The following is a 21,995-nucleotide window of genomic DNA, read 5'->3' as shown; positions in this document are numbered from 1 at the left end:
AGCGGAAATAGGGTTATGACAGCAAATTTTATGAATACCATTACTACTCAGACCTGGTCCAATGGTCGCCATTTGGTACGCTGTGTCAAGGTGATACAAGAAACTTGGGACGTTCGAACCTTTTGTTTTATGGCAGAGCAGCCGTTGCTTTTCTTCTTTAAGCCTGGGCAGTTTGTCACACTGGAACTGGAAATAGACAGCCAGACAGTAATGCGCTCTTACACCATATCGAGCTCTCCATCCGTGCCTTATAGTTTTTCGATTACTGTAAAACGCGTACCTGGAGGAAAGGTGTCCAACTGGCTGCATGATAATTTGAAACAGGGTGATGAGTTGGCTGTGCATGGCCCTGTCGGAGTATTTAACTGCATAGACTATCCTACGGATAAAGCCCTATTTTTATCAGGTGGTGTTGGAATTACGCCCTTAATGTCGATGGCGCGTTGGTTTTTTGATACCAATGCAGGCATAGATATTGAGTTTGTGCACAGTGCGCGTTCACCAAAAGACATTATTTATCATCGTGAGTTGGAGCATATTTTCTCTCGAATCCCTGAGTTTAAATTGCATATCGTCTGCGAACGCAGTGATGAACTGGGTGAAGCTTGGTATGGCTTGCGTGGGTATCTCGATCAAAAAATGTTGGAACTGATTGTTCCTGATTATCTTAATCGTGAAATTTTTTGCTGCGGCCCGACGCCTTATATGAAGGCTATAAAAGAGATATTGCAGCGTAATGGCTTTGATATGCGTCGTTACCATGAAGAGTCGTTTGGGGCGACGCCACCGGAGATCAAAGAAGACGTCTTGGAACTTGCGGAACTGGCTGAGCAGGCGGCAGAAGACATTGATATGGCCGAAATGCTGCAGGTGGAGTTTTCTGGAATTGGCAAGAGCGTCCGAATCTTGCCAACAGAAACGATCCACACAGCTGCGGCTAAACTGGGTGTGCACATCCCGAAAGCTTGTGGTATGGGAATCTGCGGAACCTGTCGTGTTGAACTCAAATCAGGCCAGGTTGAAATGGATCACAACGGAGGAATTACGGATGAGGATGAGGCTGAAGGGTATATTTTATCCTGCTGCAGTCGCCCTGTTTCAGATGTTGTGATTGAGTTTTAGTAGAGACTCGCTTAACGACCCAAATGGGGTTGAATTGATTTTCTTGAGTTGAGAAAAGCAGTTAGGTGACACCATCTAGCTGCTTTTTTATTTAGCTGTATTCACCGTGTTTTGTCGCAAATTGATAGCCATGTCGCAAATGGATCTTGTGCTGACGGTGCGAGGCATCTGAATAATACGGGGCAAGGATACCATCAGCTGAAAATAGCATGCATACCTGATTAGACAGGGGGCTGCTTTCCATAATTTGCTTTGTCCATAACAGGAGCGACCAATGATTCATCGTGATGGGTTTTCCCGCCAAGATTCTATTGCAACATACGATAACGATTTAGCCCAAATGCTAAACGAGGAACAGGCTCGCCAAGAAGCACATGTCGAGTTGATCGCATCTGAAAACTACACAAGCGTTCGCGTTATGCAAGCGCAAGGTGGGCAGTTAACGAATAAGTACGCAGAAGGGTATCCAGGTAAACGATACTACGGTGGTTGCGAAGCGGTTGATAAGGTCGAAGCGCTAGCTATCGAGCGTGCTTGTCAGCTCTTTGGTGCCTGTTACGCCAACGTACAGCCTCACTCTGGTGCACAAGCCAATGCGGCGGTGTTTATGGCCATGGTACAACCCGGCGATACAATTTTGGGAATGAGCTTGGCACATGGTGGACACTTAACCCACGGTGCGGCGCCGAACTTCTCAGGTAAGTATTACAAAGCTGTACAATATGGTTTAAATCCAGAAACAGGCGAAATTGATTACGATGAAGTTGACCGTTTAGCGCGTGAGCATCGTCCTAAAATGATCATTGCGGGTTTTTCGGCGTATTCTTTGATTGTTGATTGGGCTCGTTTTCGCCGTATTGCGGACGAAGTAGGCGCGGTCTTCTTTGTTGACATGGCGCATATTGCAGGCTTAGTCGCAACAGGTCTATACCCAAGTCCTCTCCCGTTTGCGGATGTGGTGACAACAACGACTCACAAAACATTGCGTGGACCTCGCGGCGGGTTAATTCTGACGGCTAAAGACGATGAGTCTTTGCATAAGCGGCTTAACGGCGCTGTCTTCCCTGGTCAGCAAGGTGGGCCGTTGATGCATGTTATCGCAGCGAAGGCTGTCGCTTTTAAAGAAGCGATGGAGCCTGAGTTTGTGACCTATCAACAACAGGTGCTTGATAACGCCAAAGCCATGGCCGCTGTTTTCATTGAGCGTGGCTATGATGTGGTCTCGGGCGGTACGCAAGATCATTTGTTTTTAGTGTCCTTGATTCGACAAGGGTTAACTGGAAAAGAGGCCGATGCCGCGTTGGGTCGTGCGCACATTACAGTCAATAAAAACTCAGTCCCCAACGATCCACAAAGCCCCTTCGTGACGTCAGGTCTTCGTATCGGAACACCGGCTGTCACATCAAGAGGATTTGGTGTAGATGAGTGTCGCGAACTCTCTGGTTGGATATGCGACATTCTGGATGCCATGGCGGCGGGTGATGCATCCGCAGAGGTAGAGGCACAGGTTCGAGATCAAGTTTCGTCACTCTGTTCACGTTTCCCCGTTTACACACAGACCCAAGGCTAGGCCTGGATCAGGAGAAAGTTATGCAGCGTTATTCAGGTTTTGGGCTGGCTAAACATGCTCTAACACACAATGAAAATTGGCAAAGACTTTGGCGTAATCCAACGCCAAAGAAAAAATACGATGTGATCATTGTCGGAGCGGGCGGACATGGTTTAGCAACGGCGTATTATTTGGCGAAAGAACATGGCATCACCAATGTCGCAGTAATTGAAAAAGGTTGGCTGGGGGGCGGAAATACCGCTCGCAACACGACCATCGTGCGCTCAAACTATTTGTGGGATGAGGCGGCCGCATTGTATGAGCATGCCATGAAACTCTGGGAAGGTCTGTCACAAGATCTGAATTATAACGTGATGTTCTCGCAGCGTGGCGTCTTGAACCTCGGCCACACCTTACAAGATATGCGCGATATTCAGCGACGTGTGAATGCCAATCGTCTGAACGGAATCGATGGGGAGGTGTTGGATACCCAGCAGGTTCAAGAAATTTGCCCGATTTTGAATTGTTCAGCCGATGCTCGATTCCCAGTCTTGGGCGCTTCTTGGCAACCTAGAGCGGGCGTAGCTCGCCACGATGCGGTGGCCTGGGGATTTGCTCGAGGAGCTGATGCACTGGGCGTGGATCTGATCCAGCAAACCGAAGTCATTGGTATGCGCATTGAAGATGGACAAATTGTAGGTGTGGAAACCAACCGCGGCTTTATTGGTGCAGAAACGGTGGGGTGTGTTGCGGCAGGTAACTCCAGTGTGTTGGCTAAAATGGCCGGTATTAAATTGCCGCTTGAATCTCATCCTCTGCAAGCATTGGTTTCTGAGCCGATTAAACCGATTTTAGACACGGTCGTGATGTCTAACCATGTGCATGGTTATGCCAGTCAGTCGGATAAAGGAGATCTAGTCATCGGGGCCGGGATTGATGGTTACAATGGGTATGGCCAACGCGGAAGCTATCCCACCATCGAACATACCTTACAAGCCATCGTTGAAATGTTCCCAATTTTTTCACGCGTGCGCATGAACCGCCAGTGGGGAGGGATCGTGGATACTTGTCCAGATGCCTGCCCAATTCTATCGGCCACTCCTGTCAAAGGTCTATTTTTCAATTGCGGTTGGGGAACGGGTGGTTTTAAAGCGACGCCAGGGTCTGGCAATGTCTTTGCTTGGACGCTTGCAAAAGGCTATGCGCATCCATTGGCCGCGCCGTTCAGTATTGATCGGTTTGTGAGTGGTAAGTTGATTGACGAGCACGGCGCCGCCGGTGTTGCCCATTAATTCGAGGGATTAAACATGTTACATATTTTCTGTCCCTACTGTGGGGAACATCGTGAAGAAGCTGAGTTTAGACCCAAAGGCCAAGCCCATATCGCCAGACCTCTGTCACCAGAGCAATGCAGCGATGAGGAGTGGGCAGAATATTTGTTCTTCCGTGATAATCCGCGTGGAATTCATCATGAGTTATGGGTGCATGCAACGGGCTGTCGTAAGTTTTTTAACGTGACCCGCCACACAGTGAGTTATGAAATTCTTGAAACCTATAAGATGGGTGAGAAACCCAAGGTAACGGCTGAAAGTCTCGCTAAAGGAGGTCGTTCATGAGCCAAGTTAATCGTCTTGGGTTGGGTGGTTGCATCGATCGTACTCAAACCTATACGTTCACGTTTAATGGAAACCAATACACCGGTTTCAAAGGGGATACCTTGGCATCGGCATTACTGGCGAACGGGGTCAGCATTGTTAATCGTAGCTTTAAGTATTCTCGGCCGCGCGGCATCGTTGCGGCGGGTGCTGAGGAGCCGAATGCCATCATGCAATTGGGGGCCACTGAAGCGGCACAAGTCCCGAATATTCGTGCTACTCAACAAGCGCTCTATTCAGGTTTGGCCGCCCGTAGCACCAATGGTTGGCCGAATGTTGAGAATGATGCAATGGGGCTGGTTGGCAAGTTAGGTGGACCGATGATGGGGCCTGGCTTTTACTACAAAACCTTTATGGCCCCTGCATCCATGTGGATGACCTATGAAAAACTCATTCGTAAAGCCGCAGGCTTAGGGCGTTCACCTAAGGAAAAGGATCCTGACCAGTATGATCACTATCATCGTCATTGTGATGTGCTGGTTATAGGGGCTGGGCCAGCGGGCTTGTCAGCGGCACTTGCAGCAGGTCGTTCGGGGGCACGTGTGATTCTCTGTGATGAGCAAGAGCAGATGGGCGGGCATCTTTTGGACACACGCGATCAGCTCAATGGGCAAGCTGCGAACCTTTGGGTCACGCAGGTGTTGGCTGAGTTAGCCTCCATGCCCGAAGTGCTTTTACTGCCGCGCACCACTGCCAATGGTTTACACGATCATAATTTTGCAACGTTGCATGAACGCCGTACTGAGCACCTTGCGGACACAGCACCGGATGCCAACCAAGTTCGCTCACGCATGCATCATGTTAGGGCGCATCAGGTGATCCTAGCCACGGGTGCGCATGAAAGACCCTTGGTCTATGCTAACAATGATGTACCTGGGAACATGATTTGCGGTGCGGTTTCGACCTATATTCGCCGGTATGCTGTTATTCCTGGGCAACGCTTAGTGGTGACGACGACCAATGATGATGGCTATCGTGCTGCATTAGACTGGACTGAAGCGGGTCGTGAAGTGGTTGCGATTGTTGATGCCAGACCTAATCCTGAGGGCGATTGTGTCAAAGAGGCGCGTAAAAAAGGCATTCGTATCATCACAGGCAGTGCTGTGTTTGAGGCAAAGGGTACGAAGCGGGTTACGGGTGCTCGAGTGTCTGGGGTGGATCCTGCAACCTTTACACTAACCGGTACGAAAGAAGATTTGGCTTGTGACACCATTGCGAGTTCGGGTGGCTTTAGTCCTGTCGTGCATTTGTCGGCCCATACTGGGACACGTCCAATTTGGCGTGATGACATTATTGGCTTCATACCCGGGAACGTGAAAGGTTTGACCCCAGTCGGTGCCGTTAAGGGTGTCTATGCTTTGGATAGAATCTTGGCTGAAGGGGCTGAAGCAGGTTCAAAAGCTGCGCTGGCCAGTGGCTTTAGTGTCTCTGGTATTGAATTGCCAAGTGTCACTAAGCAGTTGGAGTCCAAACCTATAGCTCTGTTCCAAGTGCCACATGAAAAACCGACAATGCGTGCCCCGAAACAGTTTGTCGATTTACAAAACGATGTCACGGCAGCGGGCATTGAGTTGGCAACGCGTGAAGGGTTTGAGTCCATTGAGCATGTCAAGCGCTACACGGCGCTCGGTTTTGGTACGGATCAAGGCAAACTTGGCAATATCAACGGAATGGCCATTGCGGCTCGTCTATTGAATCAGACGATCCCTGAAACGGGTACAACCGTCTTTCGTCCGAACTACACGGGTATTACGTTTGGTGCTATTGCGGGTCGCCATTGCCGCGATCTTTTTGATCCAGAGCGCTACACAGCGCTTCACGCTTGGCATTTACAACGTGGCGCTAAGTTTGAAGATGTCGGGCAGTGGAAGCGTCCTTGGTACTTCCCTGTTGGTAATGAAACGATGCACGATGCCGTGCAACGTGAATGTCGTGCCGTGCGTGAAAAAGTAGGCATTCTTGATGCGTCGACTCTAGGTAAAATTGATATTCAGGGTAAGGATGCACGTGAATTTATTGGCCGGGTGTACACCAATAAATGGGCACAACTGGGCGTTGATAAATGCCGTTATGGTTTGATGTGTAAAGACGACGGTATGGTGATGGATGATGGTGTCACGACCTGTTTAGGCGACAATCATTTCTTGATGACCACAACAACGGGTGGAGCAGCTGCCATTCTTGAATGGCTGGAACTCTGGCATCAAACAGAATGGCCTGAACTTGAGGTTTACTTTACGTCAGTGACGGATCATTGGGCAACCATGACCTTGTCTGGACCTAAAGCGCGAGATCTTCTGTCTGAAATAACCGATATCGACCTGTCAAAAGACACCTTCAAGTTTATGGAGTGTCGTCAAGGGCAGGTGGCAGGTGTGCCGGCACGTGTTTATCGAATTTCATTTACGGGTGAGTTGACCTACGAGATTAACGTGCAAGCCAACTATGCCATGCATGTTTGGAAAGCCTTGTTTGCTCACGAACATACATACGGTTTAACGCCTTATGGCACTGAAACCATGCATGTTCTCAGAGCCGAAAAGGGCTTTATCATTGTTGGACAAGACACCGATGGTTCGGTTACGCCAGAGGATCTTGGCATGCAGTGGTGCGTCGGTTATGACAAGCCCTTTTCCTGGATAGGGCAGCGTGCATTATCGCGTCCCGACACACGTCGCGAAGACCGTAAACAATTGGTGGGATTAAAACCTGTCGATCCTAAGGTTGTCTTGCAAGAGGGTGCTCAAATCGTGCTGGATCCTACGCAAAGCATTCCGATGAAAATGGTAGGCCATGTGACATCGAGTTACTTCAGTCCAACTCTAGGTCATGGGTTTGCTTTGGCACTGTTGGTGAGTGGTTCGAAACGCATGGGTGAAAAAGTCTACATGCCGATGGCAGATGGCAAGGTCATCGAAGCTGAAGTGGTGAGTCCTATCTTCTTGGATCCAAAAGGGGTACGTCAAAATGTCTAAGGTTGCTGTATTTAACCAATGTCCTGGATCTGAGGTGATGGCTGAGTCGCCATTGGCTCATCAGTCTTCTGTTAAAGGTGGGAGGGCATTGATTGTCACGGAGCATGCGTTTTTAGGTCACTTGATTCTGCGTGGGCAGGCTGACAACGAGTCGTTAAAAAGTGCGGTGTTGTCTGTAGTTGGCGTTGAGTTACCCCTGCAGCCACTCACATTCGTTTTGAATGAAACGACAGGTGCCAGTGTGCAATGGCTCTCGCCAGATGAATGGTTGTTAATCCTTCCTGCAGGACAAGAGTATGAGGTCGAACAAAATTTACGTCAGCAAATTTCAGGGCATTTCTCAATAGTGAACGTAGGCGGTGGACAAACCCTGTTGCGTTTAAAAGGAGACAAAGTCTTTGATTTATTGAGTAAGTCGTGTGTCTATGACGTTCATGAGCGCAACTTTCCGGTTGGCAAAGCCGTCGCGACAACCTTTGCTAAAGCAACGGCCATTATTCGACGACCCAATGAGCAAGAGTGGGAGTTGGTGATACGACGCAGCTTTGCTGACTATTGTTATCGATGGATAACAGACGCAGGGCGTGAATTTGATCTGACCTTTACTGTCTAATATTTTGTTACAGAGGGTGGAGGTACTTTTCCTGCACCCCCGACCCGTATGCTCAAGGAGCTATGACGATGACAACACATCACGATAATTGGATATTGGCCGCACAGTGTCCCAGCAAAATAGGGACAGTGGATGTTGTGACACGCTTCTTGAGAGAAGAAAACTGTTACATCACTGAGCTTAATTCTTTTGATGATCGAGAAGGGCAGGGCTTCGTGATTCGTGTCGAATTTCGGCCTGAGGGAGCGTTCGACTCGGCTTCCTTTGTTAGCCGCTTTGGTGACCGAGCGCAGCCCTTCGACATGGCATTTGAATTAACGGCACCTGGCACTCGTATGCCCGTCGTCATTATGGTTTCTAAGTCAGATCATTGTTTAAATGATCTTCTGTATCGTTACCGTATTGGCCAGTTACCCATTGATATTAAAGCCATCGTTTCAAATCATCCGGATTTAGAGCCCTTAGCCGCTTGGCATAAGCTCCCTTATCATCATTTACCCATTACGCCAACAACAAAAGCGGAACAGGAAGCACAGGTCTGGAGCATTATCCAGCAAACGGGAGCTGAGTTAGTTATTTTAGCGCGCTATATGCAGGTGTTGTCCGCTGATATGTGCAGCAAACTATCGGGGCGCGCAATCAATATACATCACTCCTTGTTGCCGGGTTTTAAAGGGGCAAAACCGTATCATCAGGCCTATGATAAAGGTGTCAAGCTTGTTGGAGCGACAGCGCATTACATTAACAACGATTTGGATGAGGGGCCGATTATCGCTCAGGGGGTAGAATCGGTAGATCATAGCCATTATCCAGAAGATTTAGTGGCAAAAGGGCGGGATATAGAGTGTTTAACGCTGGCTCGTGCGGTAAGCTATCACATCGAGCGTCGAGTGTTTATGCAGGGCAGCAAGACGGTCGTTTTTGCCAATTAACAAAACAATAAGTCTTTGAGGAAGCGCGATGTCAATCAGCGTTTTTGACCTTTTTAAAATAGGGGTGGGACCTTCCAGTTCACATACGGTAGGTCCAATGTGTGCGGCGAATGATTTCGTCAATGAATTAGTGCAAATGGATGTGTTGACGCAGGTCACACGTATTGAAGTTCTGTTGTATGGTTCTTTGTCCGCAACGGGTAAAGGGCACGCCACTGATCGTGCAATTTTAATGGGATTAATGGGGGAGCGTCCCGACAGTATTGATCCAAGTGTGATTGATTCATCCATTGAAGCGTTGTTAGCGTCACAAATATTGACGCTTAACCGATCGCATGATGTCGCCTTTGTCGAGTCGCGTGATATGGTGTTTCTTGAGGAGTCTCTTCCACACCATCCTAACGCGATGAGCATTCGTGCGTATGCGGATCAGATTGAGTTGCATCAGAACACCTATTATTCGATTGGTGGCGGCTTTGTGGTCACCGAAGCCGATGCTGCAAAAGACAAACTCATACTTCATTCATCTCGCTTGCCTTATGAGTTTGATACAGCGGTCGAGTTGCTGGCATTGTGTAAGACTCATCAAATGAGTATTAGTGAGCTCATGCTGGAGAATGAAAAGGTTTGGCGTTCAGAAGCCGATATTCGCTCAGGGCTGAATAAGATCTGGCAGGTGATGCTGGAGTGTGTGGAAAATGGTCTCAAGCATCAAGGCATGCTACCAGGTGGTTTAAATGTTAGGCGCCGTGCATCTGCCTTTCATGAGCGCTTAAAGTCCGTTCAGCAGAACAAAAATGTGATTGCGACTAATTTTTCAGTCATGGATTGGGTCAATGTCTATGCGTTGGCCGTTAATGAAGAAAATGCCGCAGGTGGACGCATGGTGACAGCACCCACCAATGGCGCAGCGGGTATCATTCCCGCCGTCCTTTGCTATTACATGAAGTTCGAGCCTACTGCGAGTGAAAAGCAGGTCGTAGATTTTCTGTTGGCAGCAGGGGCTGTGGGGATTCTTTGTAAGAAAAATGCATCGATTTCGGGTGCGGAAGTTGGGTGTCAAGGTGAGGTTGGATCGGCCTGTGCGATGGCGGCTGCCGGCTTGTGTGAAGTCTTAGGTGGAACACCTGAGCAGGTCGAAAATGCGGCCGAAATTGGTTTGGAGCACAATCTAGGATTAACCTGTGATCCGGTTGGCGGTCTTGTGCAGGTGCCTTGCATCGAGCGTAATGCCATCGCGTCAGTGAAAGCCATCAATGCCGCGCAAATGGCACTCAGAGGGGATGGTGAACATTTCATTTCCCTGGATAAAGTCATTCGCACAATGCGGGACACAGGGCGCGATATGCAAGATAAATACAAGGAGACCTCTAAAGGAGGCCTCGCTGTTAATGCGATAGAGTGTTAACGACCTGTATTGATTAAAGGCCTCGATAAGGAGAGTTGAGGCCTATTCGGGTTAGGGCAATTAACTCAGCTTCTATTGCATCCCAGTCGAGGGGCTCGGGAGAGATGATTTCCATCCTGGAGTCACGTCGATATGCAATGGCATCATAAAAGGTTTCATCTCTAACCCGATTAAAAAACACCCATGGAGCACCTAAGCGAAAGGCCCCTTTTAGCCGATCAACGCCCTGTATTGATTGGATCAAGGCTTCAAGCTCATCAAAAGGAAAAATATCGTCAGGGTGAAAAATCCATCCGCAGCTGTACTTGCCCAAGCCTGAGCTGGTTTTTCTAATGGGTGCACAGGGCTGAGGTGAGGCGGCATTTTCATGGGCATGCTCATGATCATGCGGATGGTGCTCATGATTATGTTCATGGTCATGCTTGTGAGCGTGGCTTGAGTGAGCGGCAGTCGTGCTGACAATGCCTTCTTGGATGGCATCTAGCCATTCAATTTTCAATTGACCAAATTGAGTAATCTGCGAATTCAGCTTCGGTGGAAATAGCTTGTCGGCGAAGGACTTGAAGCGTTCAATTTGATCGAGATCGAGTAAGTCGGACTTATTGCCAACCAGGATATCCGCTAGGTTGATCTGATCACGAAAGGTTTCATTAAAGCTAAGCATTGGATCGTCTAGTTGTCGAGGGTCTAAGATGCAAAGTGTGGCTCTTAAATCAAGACGTTCACTAAAGTGCGGCTTACGCAGGGTATCCAGTATGCCAGCGGGATGCCCCATGCCAGTAGGCTCAATCAGTAGCCGGTCAAAATGGTCCGCCTCCAGAAGTTGCGACAAACTTTTGTGAAGCTCACCACTGAGCTGACAACAGACACATCCGCCTGATAAAGGGGCTAGTGTAATGTCGCCCTGAGTTTCATACGCCATTTCATCAACACCGACCTGACCAAACTCATTTACGATCACAACCCATTTCTCATGGGACGGTTTTAAGCCAATTAAATGTTTAATGGCCGTTGTTTTACCCGAACCTAAGAAACCTGTGATTAGATTAGTGGGAATCCGTTTTTGCATAGGATATCTCGTTAAATTTCAAAGAAAAGAATAATACACGATTTATACCGATGGACTCATATACATGACCGACAAAATTGAGTAGTCTGTTTGGCCGATATTTGTGGCTAAGGCACGTGTTTAGTGTTTAGGACTAAACGAATTGTTGAGTAGCAAGTGTGTCGCGTGGCCAAAGTACAATCTGTGTCAGTTTGAATATGAGCATTGTCTCAAGTCAAGGAACATAACGTGAAAACCTCTATTGGACAAATTCGTCGTGCCGATCTTACCAAAGCCGCCTATTATGTCATGCTTGAACATGGGCTTGAAGGCACGACGGTCGCGCGCGTAGGTGAAAAAGCAGGTATGTCGCACGGCATAGTCAATTACCATTTTAAAAATAAAATGGAGTTAATTCATGCTGTGGTTAAGTATGCCAATCGACTCATTGGCGATAACGTCGCTGAGTTGATGAGAGAAGCGAAAACACCTAGGACAAAATTGACGGCGGTACTGAAGGGAAACTTTGATCCTTCTATATTTACACGAGAAAATGCAAGGGCTTGGTTGATGCTCTATGGCCAGACGTCGCCTAGTGAACCTTTTTTGAGGCTTCAAAGGCTGATTTATAGCCGTTTACAGAGTAATTTGTTGTATAACTTAAAAGCACTCATGCCTAAAGAAAGCGCATTAGTGGCCAGCCAAGGGTTAGCTGTCATGATGGATGGGTTTTGGCTGCAAAAAGCCATGGAAGATCGAGAAATCACGAGTGAGCTTGCTATTCATTTATGTGATATTTATATCAATGCCATGTTGGCACAGTCGCCACTGTCTGAAGAGTCACAAGCCTAAATAAAGGATGGGAGGCAATGCCCTCCCATCCTATCGTTTGTCCGCAAAGAGTAACGTTTTAGTGGTTTTGTTTAACGTAATAAATTTGTGTTTTCACATCTTGTCGCTGGTTAAGCAAAAGACAATAAATACCAACATACAGCGCAATTACAACCAGCCCCACCCACTGAATTTCAAAAGGTGTGAACTGGTAAAGCAGAATGATGCCGTACATCAGTGTCCAGTTTCCGAATATATAGGCGCTTCTACCAAGGCGATCAACGGTTAAACCTAGATTTTCGGTATAGAGTCTGATCAGTGAATCTAAAGAGTTAATCACGAAAATGATTCCCACAACGACCATTGCCATTCGTAGTGATCCGAGCACGACTTGGTCGTTCATAAAGTGGAAATATAAGACACTAAACCAAATCGCTAGAGGGATAGAGGGGAATACAAGCAAGGCGATTAATAGTTGCCAAGCCTTTAGGCCACCCACAAAGCGAGCAACGAATTGACCAATCATGATGCTCCAGGCAAACCACCAGAATAAATAAAACTCATGGTAATCTGTAATGGGCGTTACAAAGCGATGTAGGTTACTAAAGTATCCGCTAAGGTTGCTCGTGGTCGATACAAAATCTCCTAAGCTCATGCCAGACGAGATGCCAATAGCAGCGATCAATGCAAAAAATAGCCAAGTTGAACTGATACTGAGTATTTTAACGTATCGTATATCAGTGCTGGAAATTACAGCGGCTAGAACAACACCAGCAACTAATAGGTATCGAGTAATATCGTTAATGCCTTCAATGTAATCAGGAAGATAGGTTAAAAATAAAAAGCCAGTGAATGCGCAAGTTGTAATAATAACAAAGTTATTTATCACTTTAATAATAGGTATTTCAAAGATTTTTAATTTGGGTTCTAGTACGCTGAAATAAAAAGTGGTTAAGAAATAAAGTCCCCAAACTAAAAATCCCCAAAAACCAAATTCGATGGCTAAAGGGTTCGTAAAGCTATAGGCGCTGTCTTCAGCATAGACCGGAAACTCGGTGAGCGGAAACATAATGAGTCCCACATCGAGACCGGATGTAAATAAGATTGCGATAAACGTAAAGAGTGAAACTGGAATAGGGCCTTTGCATTTAACAGATCCCCATTTTATAACTATAAATATAGCCGTTACTAAGACCGCAATAAATGCGGCTGATAAAATCATTTGCATGATTTTCTCCTTTTATTTTCTATTTATTTACCCTTTAGTTACAACAGATGTAACTATTCAGCGGGAGCGATTTTTCCTCGTACAAAAAATAGGGGTCTTAAGGTTGTGCTAGTTGTTATTCCAAAGCGATATGGCTATCGCTTTGGTTGATTTAAACGTTGTTCAGTTTGCCAGTTAGGGTCGATCCAAGTGGGTACGCTCGAAGCTGGTAACAATGCCTTGTTTAGAATCATATCGGCGGCACGCTCAGCCACCATGATCGTTGGCGCATTAAGATTGCCATTGGTAATGCTTGGAAAAACGGATGAGTCTACGACACGTAATCCCTGAATACCGCGCACTTGGCAAAATTCATCGAGAACGGCAAGTGGATCGTCATCTTGTCCAATCTTGCAAGTGCAAGAGGGATGATAGGCGCTCTCGACGTTATCACGCACCCAGGAGTCGATTTCGGCATCGGTTTGCACGGACTGGCCGGGTTGTATTTCATCACCTCTGAACTCATCCATTGCGGGCTGACGAATAATTTCACGTGTGAGATGAAGCGTATTACGCCAATCCAATCGATCACGTTCGTCTTGTAAGTAATTGAACTGAATTAAAGGTTTCTGGCAGGGATCACTGGATGAAATCCGAACAAATCCACGACTTTTCGGCTTGTTTGGCCCAACATGCATTTGAAATCCATGGCCTGAAAACGCGGCCTGGCCGTCGTAACGCATAGCGGCGGGTAAAAAGTGATATTGAATATCTGGCCATTTTAAATTGGCTCTGGATCGGATAAAGCCGCAAGACTCAAAATGATTGGTAGCACCGAGCCCTTTTTTCTGTGTAAGCCACTCTGCGCCAATCAATCCTTTGCTCAGTAAGCCGAGTTTGCTGTTCAGCGTGATAGGCTTTAAGCATTTGTATTGAAAGTATACTTCGAGATGATCTTGTAGATTTTCACCCACCCCTGGAAGCTCATGAACCAGTGTGACGCCTGCTGCTTGAAGAACGGGGGCAGGGCCAATGCCTGATAGTTGCAGGAGTGTAGGCGAGCCTATTGATCCTGCGCTTAGAATGACTTCTTTGTTGGCCATGGCTTGATAACGCGTGCTGCCTACTTGGTATTCAACGCCTTGTGCCTGTTTATCCTTGAGGATGACGCGACGTGTCAGCGCATGGGTAACCACGGTTAAGTTCTTGCGATGCAAAACGGGTTTAAGATAGGCATTGGCTGTCGACCAGCGCACCCCATTTTTAACCGTCATATGCATTTTGCCAAACCCTTCTTGGCGGTATCCATTGTAATCTTCAGTGGTTGGATACCCCGCCTCTTCACCTGCTTTAATAAAGGCTTCGTAGAGAGGATTGAGTTTCATATCATTGCCGGCGCAGGTATTTAATGGGCCCGAACCGCCTCGATACTCATCCTGTCCTTCAATCCATTGCTCAGCTTTTTGAAAGTAAGGCAAACAGTTTTGATAACTCCAGTGTTTAGCGCCTAGGCTTTCCCACTCATCAAAGTCGCATGCATGGCCGCGTACATAGACCATTCCATTTATTGAAGAGCTCCCACCGAGCACTTTTCCACGAGGGCAATGCAGCTTACGTCCGTTTAATCCAGGCTCACTAACACTTTCGAACTCCCAGTTGTACTTTGGGTTGTTCATGGGATAGGAGAGGGCGGTTGGCATCTGAATAAAAAGGCTCTTATCACTACCGCCAGCTTCGATCAGTAAAACGCTATGTTCGCCGGACTCGGTTAAGCGCATCGCCAATACGCAACCAGCTGACCCTGCTCCCACTATTATGTAATCGTATGTTTGATTCATGACCTGACTCGCTAGCTAAAAGGATTACGCGTAAGGGCTGTCTACGTCGCCAAGCTCAACATAAACGCTTTTTAAGCGCGTATAGTGGTGGATAGCTTCAGGTCCATTCTCATGACCTATACCCGACAGCTTGAAACCTCCGATAGGTAGCTCAATTGGCGTGATGTTGTAATTGTTGATCCAACAGGTGCCTGCATCAATTTCGGCAATGACTCGATGAGCACGTGCGAGGTTTTGAGTAAAAATGCCAGCTGCAAGTCCGTAGTCTGTTTTATTCGCGCGCTCGATCACTTCGGCTTCGTCGTTAAATTCAAGAATCGACATGACGGGTCCAAAAATCTCATCCTGACAAATAGTCATTTCATCACGACAGTCCGCAAAGATAGTGGGCTGGACAAAGTATCCCTGAGGGAGGCCTTCTACTTGAGCGGCTTGTCCACCACACAAGAGCGTCGCACCTTCATCAACAGCGGATTGTATGTAGCCCAGCACTTTTTCCATATGATCCTGTGAGATGAGCGCGCCAACTTGGGTGGTTGGATTCATGGGGTCGCCAATGATCAACTGTTGTGTGCGCTTTACCAGACGTTCAATAAAGGCCTCTTTGATATTTTTATGGACGAACACGCGTGTACCATTGGTGCAGATTTCACCTTGCGTATAAAAATTAGCGAGCATGGCTGCAGATACAGCATTGTCTAGATTGGCATCATCAAAAATAATTAACGGCGACTTGCCCCCGAGCTCCATGCTGACATGCTTAAGTGTTGTAGCGGCGGCGGCCATTACCTTCTTGCCTGTTGCGGTTGAGCCTGTCAGGGATATTTTGTCGATGCCCGGGTGAAGAGAGAGCGCATTGCCGACTTCAGCCCCTCCCGAAATAACATTGAAAACACCTGCAGGCACTCCCGCTTCTGTGAAGATTTCTGCCAATTTATAGGCGGAGAGTGGCGTTAGGGTGGCGGGTTTATAAATCAGGCTGTTGCCGCAGGCAAGTGCCATGGCCGCTTTCCAGCAGGCAATCTGAATAGGGTAGTTCCATGCGCCAATCCCTGCACAGACACCTAAAGGTTCACGGCGAGTGTAGCCAAAGGCGTGGTTTAGATCGACATGATAGCCGCGAATAGTGGGTGCTAAACCTGCAAAGTATTCAATGCAATCGGCACCTGATGCAATATCAACAACTGACGCCTCTTGCCAAGGCTTTCCAGTATCCAGTACTTCGAGTTGTGCCAGTTCGTCATTACGCTCACGTAAAAGATCGACGGCGCGCATTAAAATACGGCTGCGCTCGGTCCCCGTCATTTTTGACCAAACTTTAAAACCTGCGCGAGCACTTTTAACGGCTTCATCAATATCGTCAATACTGGCTTCCTGAATGCTAGCCAAGACTTCTCCGGTTGCAGGATTCAGTGTCGTAAAGGTTTTGCCTGATGTGGCTTGGAAATGCTCACCGTGAATGTAAAGTTGGTGCTCGGGAAAGCGTGCCATGTTCATTTATCCTGAATTTAGTAAGTCGAAATCTTAGAGCGCAGATCAGGAAAAAAATCATTGATCTGCATCACTCTTGTTTTGAATCTATAAAAATATATTTGTATTGTCAAATAGGATTCTTGATGGTCATCAAGTTTTGTGGTTTATTATTACCTATTGATAATACAAGGAATCTTATTTTTTTCTGACGAATATCAACTGCATAGACGTCATGTAGGTGGCGCAGATGAGACGCTGGAGGTCGTGTTTGAAATAGATAAAAAAAACACGGCTCATTGATGCTGTATGGCAATATTCTTTTTCGAGCGTGCAACAAAAAGCACATGCCAAGTTTATCAAATTCAGTTAATGTTGACCCAGAACGTGCCCAAAAACGACATCGAGGTTCAGTGAGCTATCAATCTTTTCTCACAAACCATAATAACAATAAAAACGTCGCCTACAGATCTAATGCGTAAGTTGTGCCAAGTTTTGGCATAGGTTTTGCTGATGATTTTTTAGCGACACAAAAAACTCGGAGTTTTGTCAATGTCATCAGATGTCTCTTCTTCTCGTGCTCGATCCAATGCTACCTCTAGTGTTAAGCATATAGGATTTTTATTACTCGATAATTTCACATTGATTTCGTTGGCATCGGCGATTGAGCCCTTGCGCATGGCAAATCAGTTGTCAGGAAAAGAGTTGTATCAATGGTATACCCTAAGCCTTGGCGGAAGGGCTGTTCAGGCAAGTGATGGCTTGAGTGTTACGCCTGATGCATCGACGCATGAATCCCTGTCGCTTGATATGGTGATTGTGTGTGGTGGGATTGCACCTCAGCGCAGTGCCAGTAAAGAACATTTGCAATGGCTGCAATTGCAATCTCGGCAGCATCGTCAGTTAGGTGCCATTTGCACGGGGAGTTGGGTGCTGGCGATGGCAGGTTTGTTGGATCATTATGAGGCGAGTATTCACTGGGAGTGTATTGCTTCAATGCACGAAGCTTACCCGCGTGTGGAGTTAAGCTCGCGTTTGTTTAGTATTGATCGTGATCGCTTTACATCGTCGGGTGGAACGGCTCCATTGGATATGATGTTGAATTTGATAGCTCGTGATCATGGAAAGGATTTATCTGCTGGCATCTCGGACATGTTTATTTATGATCGCGTCAGAGGAGAGCAAGATCAGCAACGCGTCCCCTTAAAACATGTATTGGGCTCAAACCAGCCAAAGCTGTTGGAAATTGTGGCTTTGATGGAATCCAATCTTGAAGAGCTGTTAACGCTTGATGAGCTTGCCAGCTATGTCGATTTGTCGCGGCGCCAGCTTGAGCGTTTGTTTCAAAAGTACTTGGATTGCTCTCCATCACGTTACTATTTAAAGCTGCGATTAATACGTGCTCGGCAATTGTTGAAGCAAAGCGGTTTATCCATTATCGAAGTGGCTTCTGCTTGCGGATTTGCTTCAACGCCTCATTTTTCAAAATGTTATCGGGAATATTTTGGTATTCCTCCGCGGGAAGAGCGTCAAGGCATGCATTCGAAAACGGCTAGTTCAGAGGAGCTTTCACTCACTCCCAAAGTAACTCTGGCGTTGGCTCCGTTGCCGAGTGAAGGAATTAAAGATCGTGTGTCATCTGCGATCAAGGCCTTGGCGCAAGCACGGGATGAACCAACATTTGCAAGCATTGCGTTGCATTAATTTCGTTGACTAAACCTTATGAAGCGTCGTTTTTATGAAAGGGAAGATAAGTCTTTAGGTAAGTTTGTTGGGCTCTGATGTGTTTGTGTTCCTCTTCTAAAAATTGTGTCAGTGCTGGCTGAAAGCCTTCTTCCGCCAGCCAGTGCAATGACCAAGTATCAATAGGTTCAAAGCCTCGTGCAATCTTGTGCTCCCCTTGAGCGCCAGGATCAAAACGTTGTAAGCCATGGCGTGTCGCGTACTCTATTCCTTGGTAATAGCAGGTCTCGAAGTGAAGACCATCGATCTCTTCACTAGAGCCCCAATAGCGTCCAAATAAGGTGGTTGAACTCTTAAAAAAGAGAGCGCTTGCGATGATTTCTTGTTCTTTTTCGACACTGCAAAGCATGAGGTGCTCGGGTAGTTCTCGACAGATTTGTTCAAAAAAAGCGCGGTTTAAATAGCCTTTACGTCCGCGTTTTAGATGTGTGGTTTGGTAAAAATGGTAAAAGTGATTAAGAGCAGCGGCGTCGATCTCTTGTCCTTCTAAACAGTGAATGTCTAGATTGAGTTTACTGATTTTTTCACGTTCCTTGCGGATGCTCTTTCGCTTTCGAGAGGTCATGTGAGATAAGTAATGTTCAAAATCAGAGTATTGGCGATTGAACCAGTGGTATTGAGTGCCGAGTCGAGTTAAGAGTCCGTTATCTTTACCAATATGCGTCAATTCTGGTTCAGTAAATAAAGCATGCCAACCGCTTGCGTTAAATGATTGACCTAGTGCTTGGATGGCTTGAAGGAATAAGGGTAAGATTTTCTCAAGGGGGTGGTGTGTTCCAATACGCGGGCCTGTAGCGGGCGTGAAGGGGATGGCTGTCAGTAGTTTTGGGTAATAGGGTAAACCATAGCGTTGCCATGCATCAGCCCAAGCCCAGTCGAAAACATATTCGCCGTACGAGTGTGCTTTCAGATACATAGGCATCACAGCAATTAACTGGCTGCCTTCGGTCAACAATAAATGGCAAGGTGTCCAGCCTGTTGCAGGTGAGACGGCCAAAGAGGCTTCCAATGCCTGTAAGAATTCATGTCTAAGAAACGGATAGTCCTGACCGCATAAGTGGTTCCAATCCTGAGCACTTATTTCTGAAATATCTTCAATACTTCTGACTTGATACATAATAACCTATACTGTTTTTCAGATACCCCCATCCTATACGTATTAAGTGTGTTTTTATATCACGGGAGTGAGTATGGACGAGTTAGAGTTAGAATTTGAACTGCATCCTCGGCTTGAGGCGGATACCCTGATTATGGGGGATTTCCCTCTCTGTCGTGTGCTGCTTATGAATGACAGCCACTTTCCTTGGTTTATTTTGGTGCCTAGAAGAGCGGGTGTGAGCGAAATCTACCACTTATCAGAAGAGGATCAGATCCAGTTACTGAAGGAGTCTTCTGTTTTATCTCAGGTGTTGGCCGACTCTTTTTCAGCGCGCAAGATGAATGTTGCGGCTTTAGGAAATGTTGTTCATCAATTACATGTTCATCATGTTGTGCGTTACGAAGATGATGTTGCTTGGCCTGCCCCAATCTGGGGCGTTATTGATGCAAATCCTTATTCAGATGAGGAGGTTGAGTCAATCCGCCAGCGTATTCATACACTGCTTGAGGGCGAAATGAGTTTCGTGCCTTTCTAAATTGAATCGAATTGAATCATAGCGCGGACGCTGTCAGGCCCGAGATAATAGGGTATAATCCCGCGCTTATTTGCTTTTACAGTTACGGGAACAGGAACAGTCAATCATGCGCAGCCATTATTGCGGCGATCTTCGCAAAGAACATATCGGCCAAGACATTACTCTCATGGGGTGGGTTCACCGTCGCCGTGATCACGGTGGTGTTATTTTTCTTGATGTTAGAGATCGTGAGGGAATCACTCAAGTCGTGTTTGATCCCGATAGAGACGAGTCTTTCAAATTGGCAGACAGTGTGCGCAACGAATACGTAATTGAGTTGCGTGGCAGCGTTCGTGCGCGTCCTGCGGGAACTGAAAACAAAGACATGCCAACGGGCGACATCGAGGTGTTGGGCAAAGAGTTGCGCATCCTCAATAAGTCGGATACGCCGCCATTCCAGTTAGACGAACATCAGCAAGTGGGCGAAGATGTTCGTTTGCGCAATCGCTTTATTGATTTACGTCGTCCTGAAATCCAGCGTAAGTTGCGTTTCCGTTCACAAATCACACACTATATACGTAACTATTTAGAAAATAATGGGTTCATTGATATTGAAACCCCTATTTTAACGCGGGCGACGCCTGAAGGTGCGCGTGACTACCTTGTCCCAAGTCGCACCCATGAAGGTCATTTCTTCGCGTTACCACAGTCCCCACAGCTATTTAAACAGCTGCTAATGGTGTCTGGGTTTGATCGTTATTATCAAATTGCAAAATGCTTTAGAGATGAAGATCTACGTGCCGATCGTCAGCCTGAATTCACTCAGATTGATATCGAGACTTCGTTCTTGTCCGAGGATGAAATCATATCTATCACTGAGACCATGATTCGCGGCTTGTTTAGTGAGCTGTTGAATGTCGATCTGGGTGAGTTCCCGCATATGCCTTACTCTGAGGCAATGCAACGTTATGGTTCCGATAAGCCTGACTTGCGTTTCCCTATGGAGCTTGTCGATGTGGCTGATTTGGTGGCAGCTGTGGACTTTAAAGTCTTTGCGGCTCCCGCACAGGACCCTAATGGACGAGTTGCTGCGCTGAGTGTGCCGGGCGGTGCTGAGCTAACGCGTAAACAAATTGATGACTACACCAAGTTTGTATCTATTTACGGTGCAAAAGGTTTGGCTTGGATTAAAGTCAACGATCTCGCACAGGGAGCGGAAGGCCTGCAGTCTCCAATTGTTAAGTTTTTGGGCGAAGACGTTGCCTTAAAAATCATGGAACGAGTTGGTGCGAAAAACGGAGATCTGGTCTTCTTTGGTGCGGATAAAGCGAAAATTGTTAATGAAGCACTCGGAGCCTTGCGTTTAAAAGTCGGTGAAGACTTGAAAATGCATCAGTGTGAATGGGCGCCTCTATGGGTCGTGGATTTTCCAATGTTCGAAGATGATGGAAAAGGTGGCCTAACGGCTCTGCATCACCCGTTCACCTCGCCTAACTGTTCGCCAGCCGAGTTAATAGCACACCCAGAGGGTAAATTGTCTCGTGCGTACGATATGGTATTGAACGGAACTGAGTTGGGCGGTGGATCGGTTCGTATTCATGATCAGGAAATGCAGCGCGCTGTCTTTAAGGTTCTTGGTATCACCGACGAAGAGGCGGAAGAGAAGTTTGGCTTCCTGCTAAATGCGTTGCGCTATGGTGCTCCTCCACATGGTGGCTTGGCGTTTGGTTTGGATCGTCTTGTCATGTTAATGACTGGCTCTTCATCCATTCGTGAGGTCATCGCGTTCCCTAAAACCCAAAGTGCGGCGTGTTTGTTAACTGACGCACCGGGCGAGGTCAGTGCGGCTCAGCTGAGAGAGCTCAACATCAAAGTGCGAAAAGCACCCTGATAGATTGACATGAAATCTTAAAAGGGGTGCTCAGGTGCCCCTTTTTACTTTATACGTTTATTACTTAGAGTAGTGTTCGATATCGAAAGTGAGGGAATAG

17 protein-coding genes are annotated in these 21,995 nt (G+C 47.0%); 12 read left to right on the top strand and 5 right to left on the bottom strand.

Annotation, left to right across the window (positions count from 1 at the left end):
• Positions 1–15: 15 nt before the first annotated feature.
• From DN062_RS06900 to DN062_RS06865, 8 genes are all read left to right on the top strand, one after another.
• On the top strand, positions 16–1,122 hold the full coding sequence (locus DN062_RS06900; RefSeq protein ID WP_112158602.1) for an FAD-binding oxidoreductase: 1,107 nt from the start codon (positions 16–18) through the stop codon (positions 1,120–1,122).
• Between the two features lie 274 nt (positions 1,123–1,396).
• A complete protein-coding gene (glyA, locus tag DN062_RS06895; protein WP_112158601.1) occupies positions 1,397–2,692 on the top strand; it encodes a serine hydroxymethyltransferase in 1,296 nt (431 codons plus the stop codon).
• Between the two features lie 20 nt (positions 2,693–2,712).
• The gene (locus tag DN062_RS06890) at positions 2,713–3,963 is read left to right on the top strand and encodes a sarcosine oxidase subunit beta family protein (RefSeq protein WP_112158600.1); all 1,251 of its coding nucleotides are present in this window, start codon (positions 2,713–2,715) and stop codon (positions 3,961–3,963) included.
• A 15-nt stretch (positions 3,964–3,978) separates the two neighbouring features.
• Positions 3,979–4,287, top strand: a complete 309-nt coding sequence (locus tag DN062_RS06885) for a sarcosine oxidase subunit delta (RefSeq protein WP_112158599.1) — start codon at positions 3,979–3,981, stop codon at positions 4,285–4,287.
• Positions 4,284–7,301: a sarcosine oxidase subunit alpha family protein gene (locus DN062_RS06880; RefSeq protein ID WP_112158598.1), complete on the top strand. Its 3,018-nt coding sequence runs from the start codon at positions 4,284–4,286 to the stop codon at positions 7,299–7,301. The genes DN062_RS06885 and DN062_RS06880 overlap by 4 nt, the downstream gene beginning before the upstream one ends.
• On the top strand, positions 7,294–7,914 hold the full coding sequence (locus DN062_RS06875; RefSeq protein WP_112158597.1) for a sarcosine oxidase subunit gamma: 621 nt from the start codon (positions 7,294–7,296) through the stop codon (positions 7,912–7,914). Before DN062_RS06880 ends, DN062_RS06875 begins: the two co-directional genes overlap by 8 nt.
• Positions 7,915–7,982: 68 nt before the next feature.
• Positions 7,983–8,846: a formyltetrahydrofolate deformylase gene (purU, locus tag DN062_RS06870; RefSeq protein WP_112158596.1), complete on the top strand. Its 864-nt coding sequence runs from the start codon at positions 7,983–7,985 to the stop codon at positions 8,844–8,846.
• A 28-nt stretch (positions 8,847–8,874) separates the two neighbouring features.
• Positions 8,875–10,254: an L-serine ammonia-lyase gene (locus DN062_RS06865; RefSeq protein ID WP_112158595.1), complete on the top strand. Its 1,380-nt coding sequence runs from the start codon at positions 8,875–8,877 to the stop codon at positions 10,252–10,254.
• A 13-nt stretch (positions 10,255–10,267) separates the two neighbouring features.
• Here DN062_RS06865 and DN062_RS06860 read toward each other — a convergent pair whose 3' ends face one another.
• On the bottom strand, positions 10,268–11,323 hold the full coding sequence (locus DN062_RS06860) for a CobW family GTP-binding protein (protein WP_112158594.1): 1,056 nt from the start codon (positions 11,321–11,323) through the stop codon (positions 10,268–10,270).
• Between the two features lie 228 nt (positions 11,324–11,551).
• On the opposite strand from DN062_RS06860, the gene betI reads away from it, so the two are divergent.
• Positions 11,552–12,154, top strand: a complete 603-nt coding sequence (gene betI, locus DN062_RS06855) for a transcriptional regulator BetI (RefSeq protein WP_162301262.1) — start codon at positions 11,552–11,554, stop codon at positions 12,152–12,154.
• Positions 12,155–12,212: 58 nt separating this feature from the next.
• On the opposite strand, the gene DN062_RS06850 is transcribed toward betI, so the two are convergent.
• The 3 genes from DN062_RS06850 to betB form a co-directional block, all read right to left on the bottom strand.
• Positions 12,213–13,361 (bottom strand): BCCT family transporter, encoded by a 1,149-nt coding sequence (locus DN062_RS06850; RefSeq protein WP_112158592.1) that lies wholly within the window; start codon positions 13,359–13,361, stop codon positions 12,213–12,215.
• Positions 13,362–13,495: 134 nt separating this feature from the next.
• Positions 13,496–15,178, bottom strand: coding sequence for a choline dehydrogenase (betA, locus tag DN062_RS06845; protein WP_112158591.1), 1,683 nt, complete (start codon positions 15,176–15,178; stop codon positions 13,496–13,498).
• Between the two features lie 24 nt (positions 15,179–15,202).
• Entirely contained in the window at positions 15,203–16,669 is a 1,467-nt protein-coding gene (gene betB, locus DN062_RS06840) for a betaine-aldehyde dehydrogenase (protein ID WP_112158590.1), read from the bottom strand.
• 531 nt (positions 16,670–17,200) lie between these two features.
• On the opposite strand from betB, the gene gbdR reads away from it, so the two are divergent.
• Positions 17,201–18,352: a choline metabolism transcriptional regulator GbdR gene (gene gbdR / locus DN062_RS06835; RefSeq protein ID WP_112158589.1), complete on the top strand. Its 1,152-nt coding sequence runs from the start codon at positions 17,201–17,203 to the stop codon at positions 18,350–18,352.
• A 16-nt stretch (positions 18,353–18,368) separates the two neighbouring features.
• Here the strand turns inward: gbdR and DN062_RS06830 are convergent, their stop codons facing one another.
• Complete coding sequence (locus DN062_RS06830; protein ID WP_112158588.1) at positions 18,369–19,508, bottom strand: GNAT family N-acetyltransferase; 1,140 nt, start codon at positions 19,506–19,508, stop codon at positions 18,369–18,371.
• Positions 19,509–19,581: 73 nt separating this feature from the next.
• Here DN062_RS06830 and DN062_RS06825 point away from each other — a divergent pair, with 73 nt between their 5' ends.
• Complete coding sequence (locus DN062_RS06825) at positions 19,582–20,025, top strand: HIT domain-containing protein (protein WP_112158587.1); 444 nt, start codon at positions 19,582–19,584, stop codon at positions 20,023–20,025.
• Positions 20,026–20,131: 106 nt separating this feature from the next.
• Entirely contained in the window at positions 20,132–21,895 is a 1,764-nt protein-coding gene (gene aspS, locus DN062_RS06820; protein WP_112158586.1) for an aspartate--tRNA ligase, read from the top strand.
• Positions 21,896–21,995: the final 100 nt, after the last annotated feature.

Source organism: Nitrincola tibetensis (assembly GCF_003284585.1).
GTDB lineage: Bacteria > Pseudomonadota > Gammaproteobacteria > Pseudomonadales > Balneatricaceae > Nitrincola > Nitrincola tibetensis.
The sequence above is the reverse complement of the archived record's forward strand: the minus strand, read 5'-3'. Positions and strand labels throughout refer to the sequence as shown.

What these genes read in the sequence shown, in the direction of transcription:
- DN062_RS06900 (WP_112158602.1), top strand. Translation starts at nt 16, where the DNA reads ATGACAGCAAATTTTATGAATACCATTACTACTCAGACCTGGTCCAAT.
- glyA (WP_112158601.1), top strand. Translation starts at nt 1,397, where the DNA reads ATGATTCATCGTGATGGGTTTTCCCGCCAAGATTCTATTGCAACATAC.
- DN062_RS06890 (WP_112158600.1), top strand. Translation starts at nt 2,713, where the DNA reads ATGCAGCGTTATTCAGGTTTTGGGCTGGCTAAACATGCTCTAACACAC.
- DN062_RS06885 (WP_112158599.1), top strand. Translation starts at nt 3,979, where the DNA reads ATGTTACATATTTTCTGTCCCTACTGTGGGGAACATCGTGAAGAAGCT.
- DN062_RS06880 (WP_112158598.1), top strand. Translation starts at nt 4,284, where the DNA reads ATGAGCCAAGTTAATCGTCTTGGGTTGGGTGGTTGCATCGATCGTACT.
- DN062_RS06875 (WP_112158597.1), top strand. Translation starts at nt 7,294, where the DNA reads ATGTCTAAGGTTGCTGTATTTAACCAATGTCCTGGATCTGAGGTGATG.
- purU (WP_112158596.1), top strand. Translation starts at nt 7,983, where the DNA reads ATGACAACACATCACGATAATTGGATATTGGCCGCACAGTGTCCCAGC.
- DN062_RS06865 (WP_112158595.1), top strand. Translation starts at nt 8,875, where the DNA reads ATGTCAATCAGCGTTTTTGACCTTTTTAAAATAGGGGTGGGACCTTCC.
- DN062_RS06860 (WP_112158594.1), bottom strand. Translation starts at nt 11,323, where the DNA reads ATGCAAAAACGGATTCCCACTAATCTAATCACAGGTTTCTTAGGTTCG.
- DN062_RS06850 (WP_112158592.1), bottom strand. Translation starts at nt 13,361, where the DNA reads ATGCAAATGATTTTATCAGCCGCATTTATTGCGGTCTTAGTAACGGCT.
- betA (WP_112158591.1), bottom strand. Translation starts at nt 15,178, where the DNA reads ATGAATCAAACATACGATTACATAATAGTGGGAGCAGGGTCAGCTGGT.
- betB (WP_112158590.1), bottom strand. Translation starts at nt 16,669, where the DNA reads ATGGCACGCTTTCCCGAGCACCAACTTTACATTCACGGTGAGCATTTC.
- gbdR (WP_112158589.1), top strand. Translation starts at nt 17,201, where the DNA reads ATGTCATCAGATGTCTCTTCTTCTCGTGCTCGATCCAATGCTACCTCT.
- DN062_RS06830 (WP_112158588.1), bottom strand. Translation starts at nt 19,508, where the DNA reads ATGTATCAAGTCAGAAGTATTGAAGATATTTCAGAAATAAGTGCTCAG.
- DN062_RS06825 (WP_112158587.1), top strand. Translation starts at nt 19,582, where the DNA reads ATGGACGAGTTAGAGTTAGAATTTGAACTGCATCCTCGGCTTGAGGCG.
- aspS (WP_112158586.1), top strand. Translation starts at nt 20,132, where the DNA reads ATGCGCAGCCATTATTGCGGCGATCTTCGCAAAGAACATATCGGCCAA.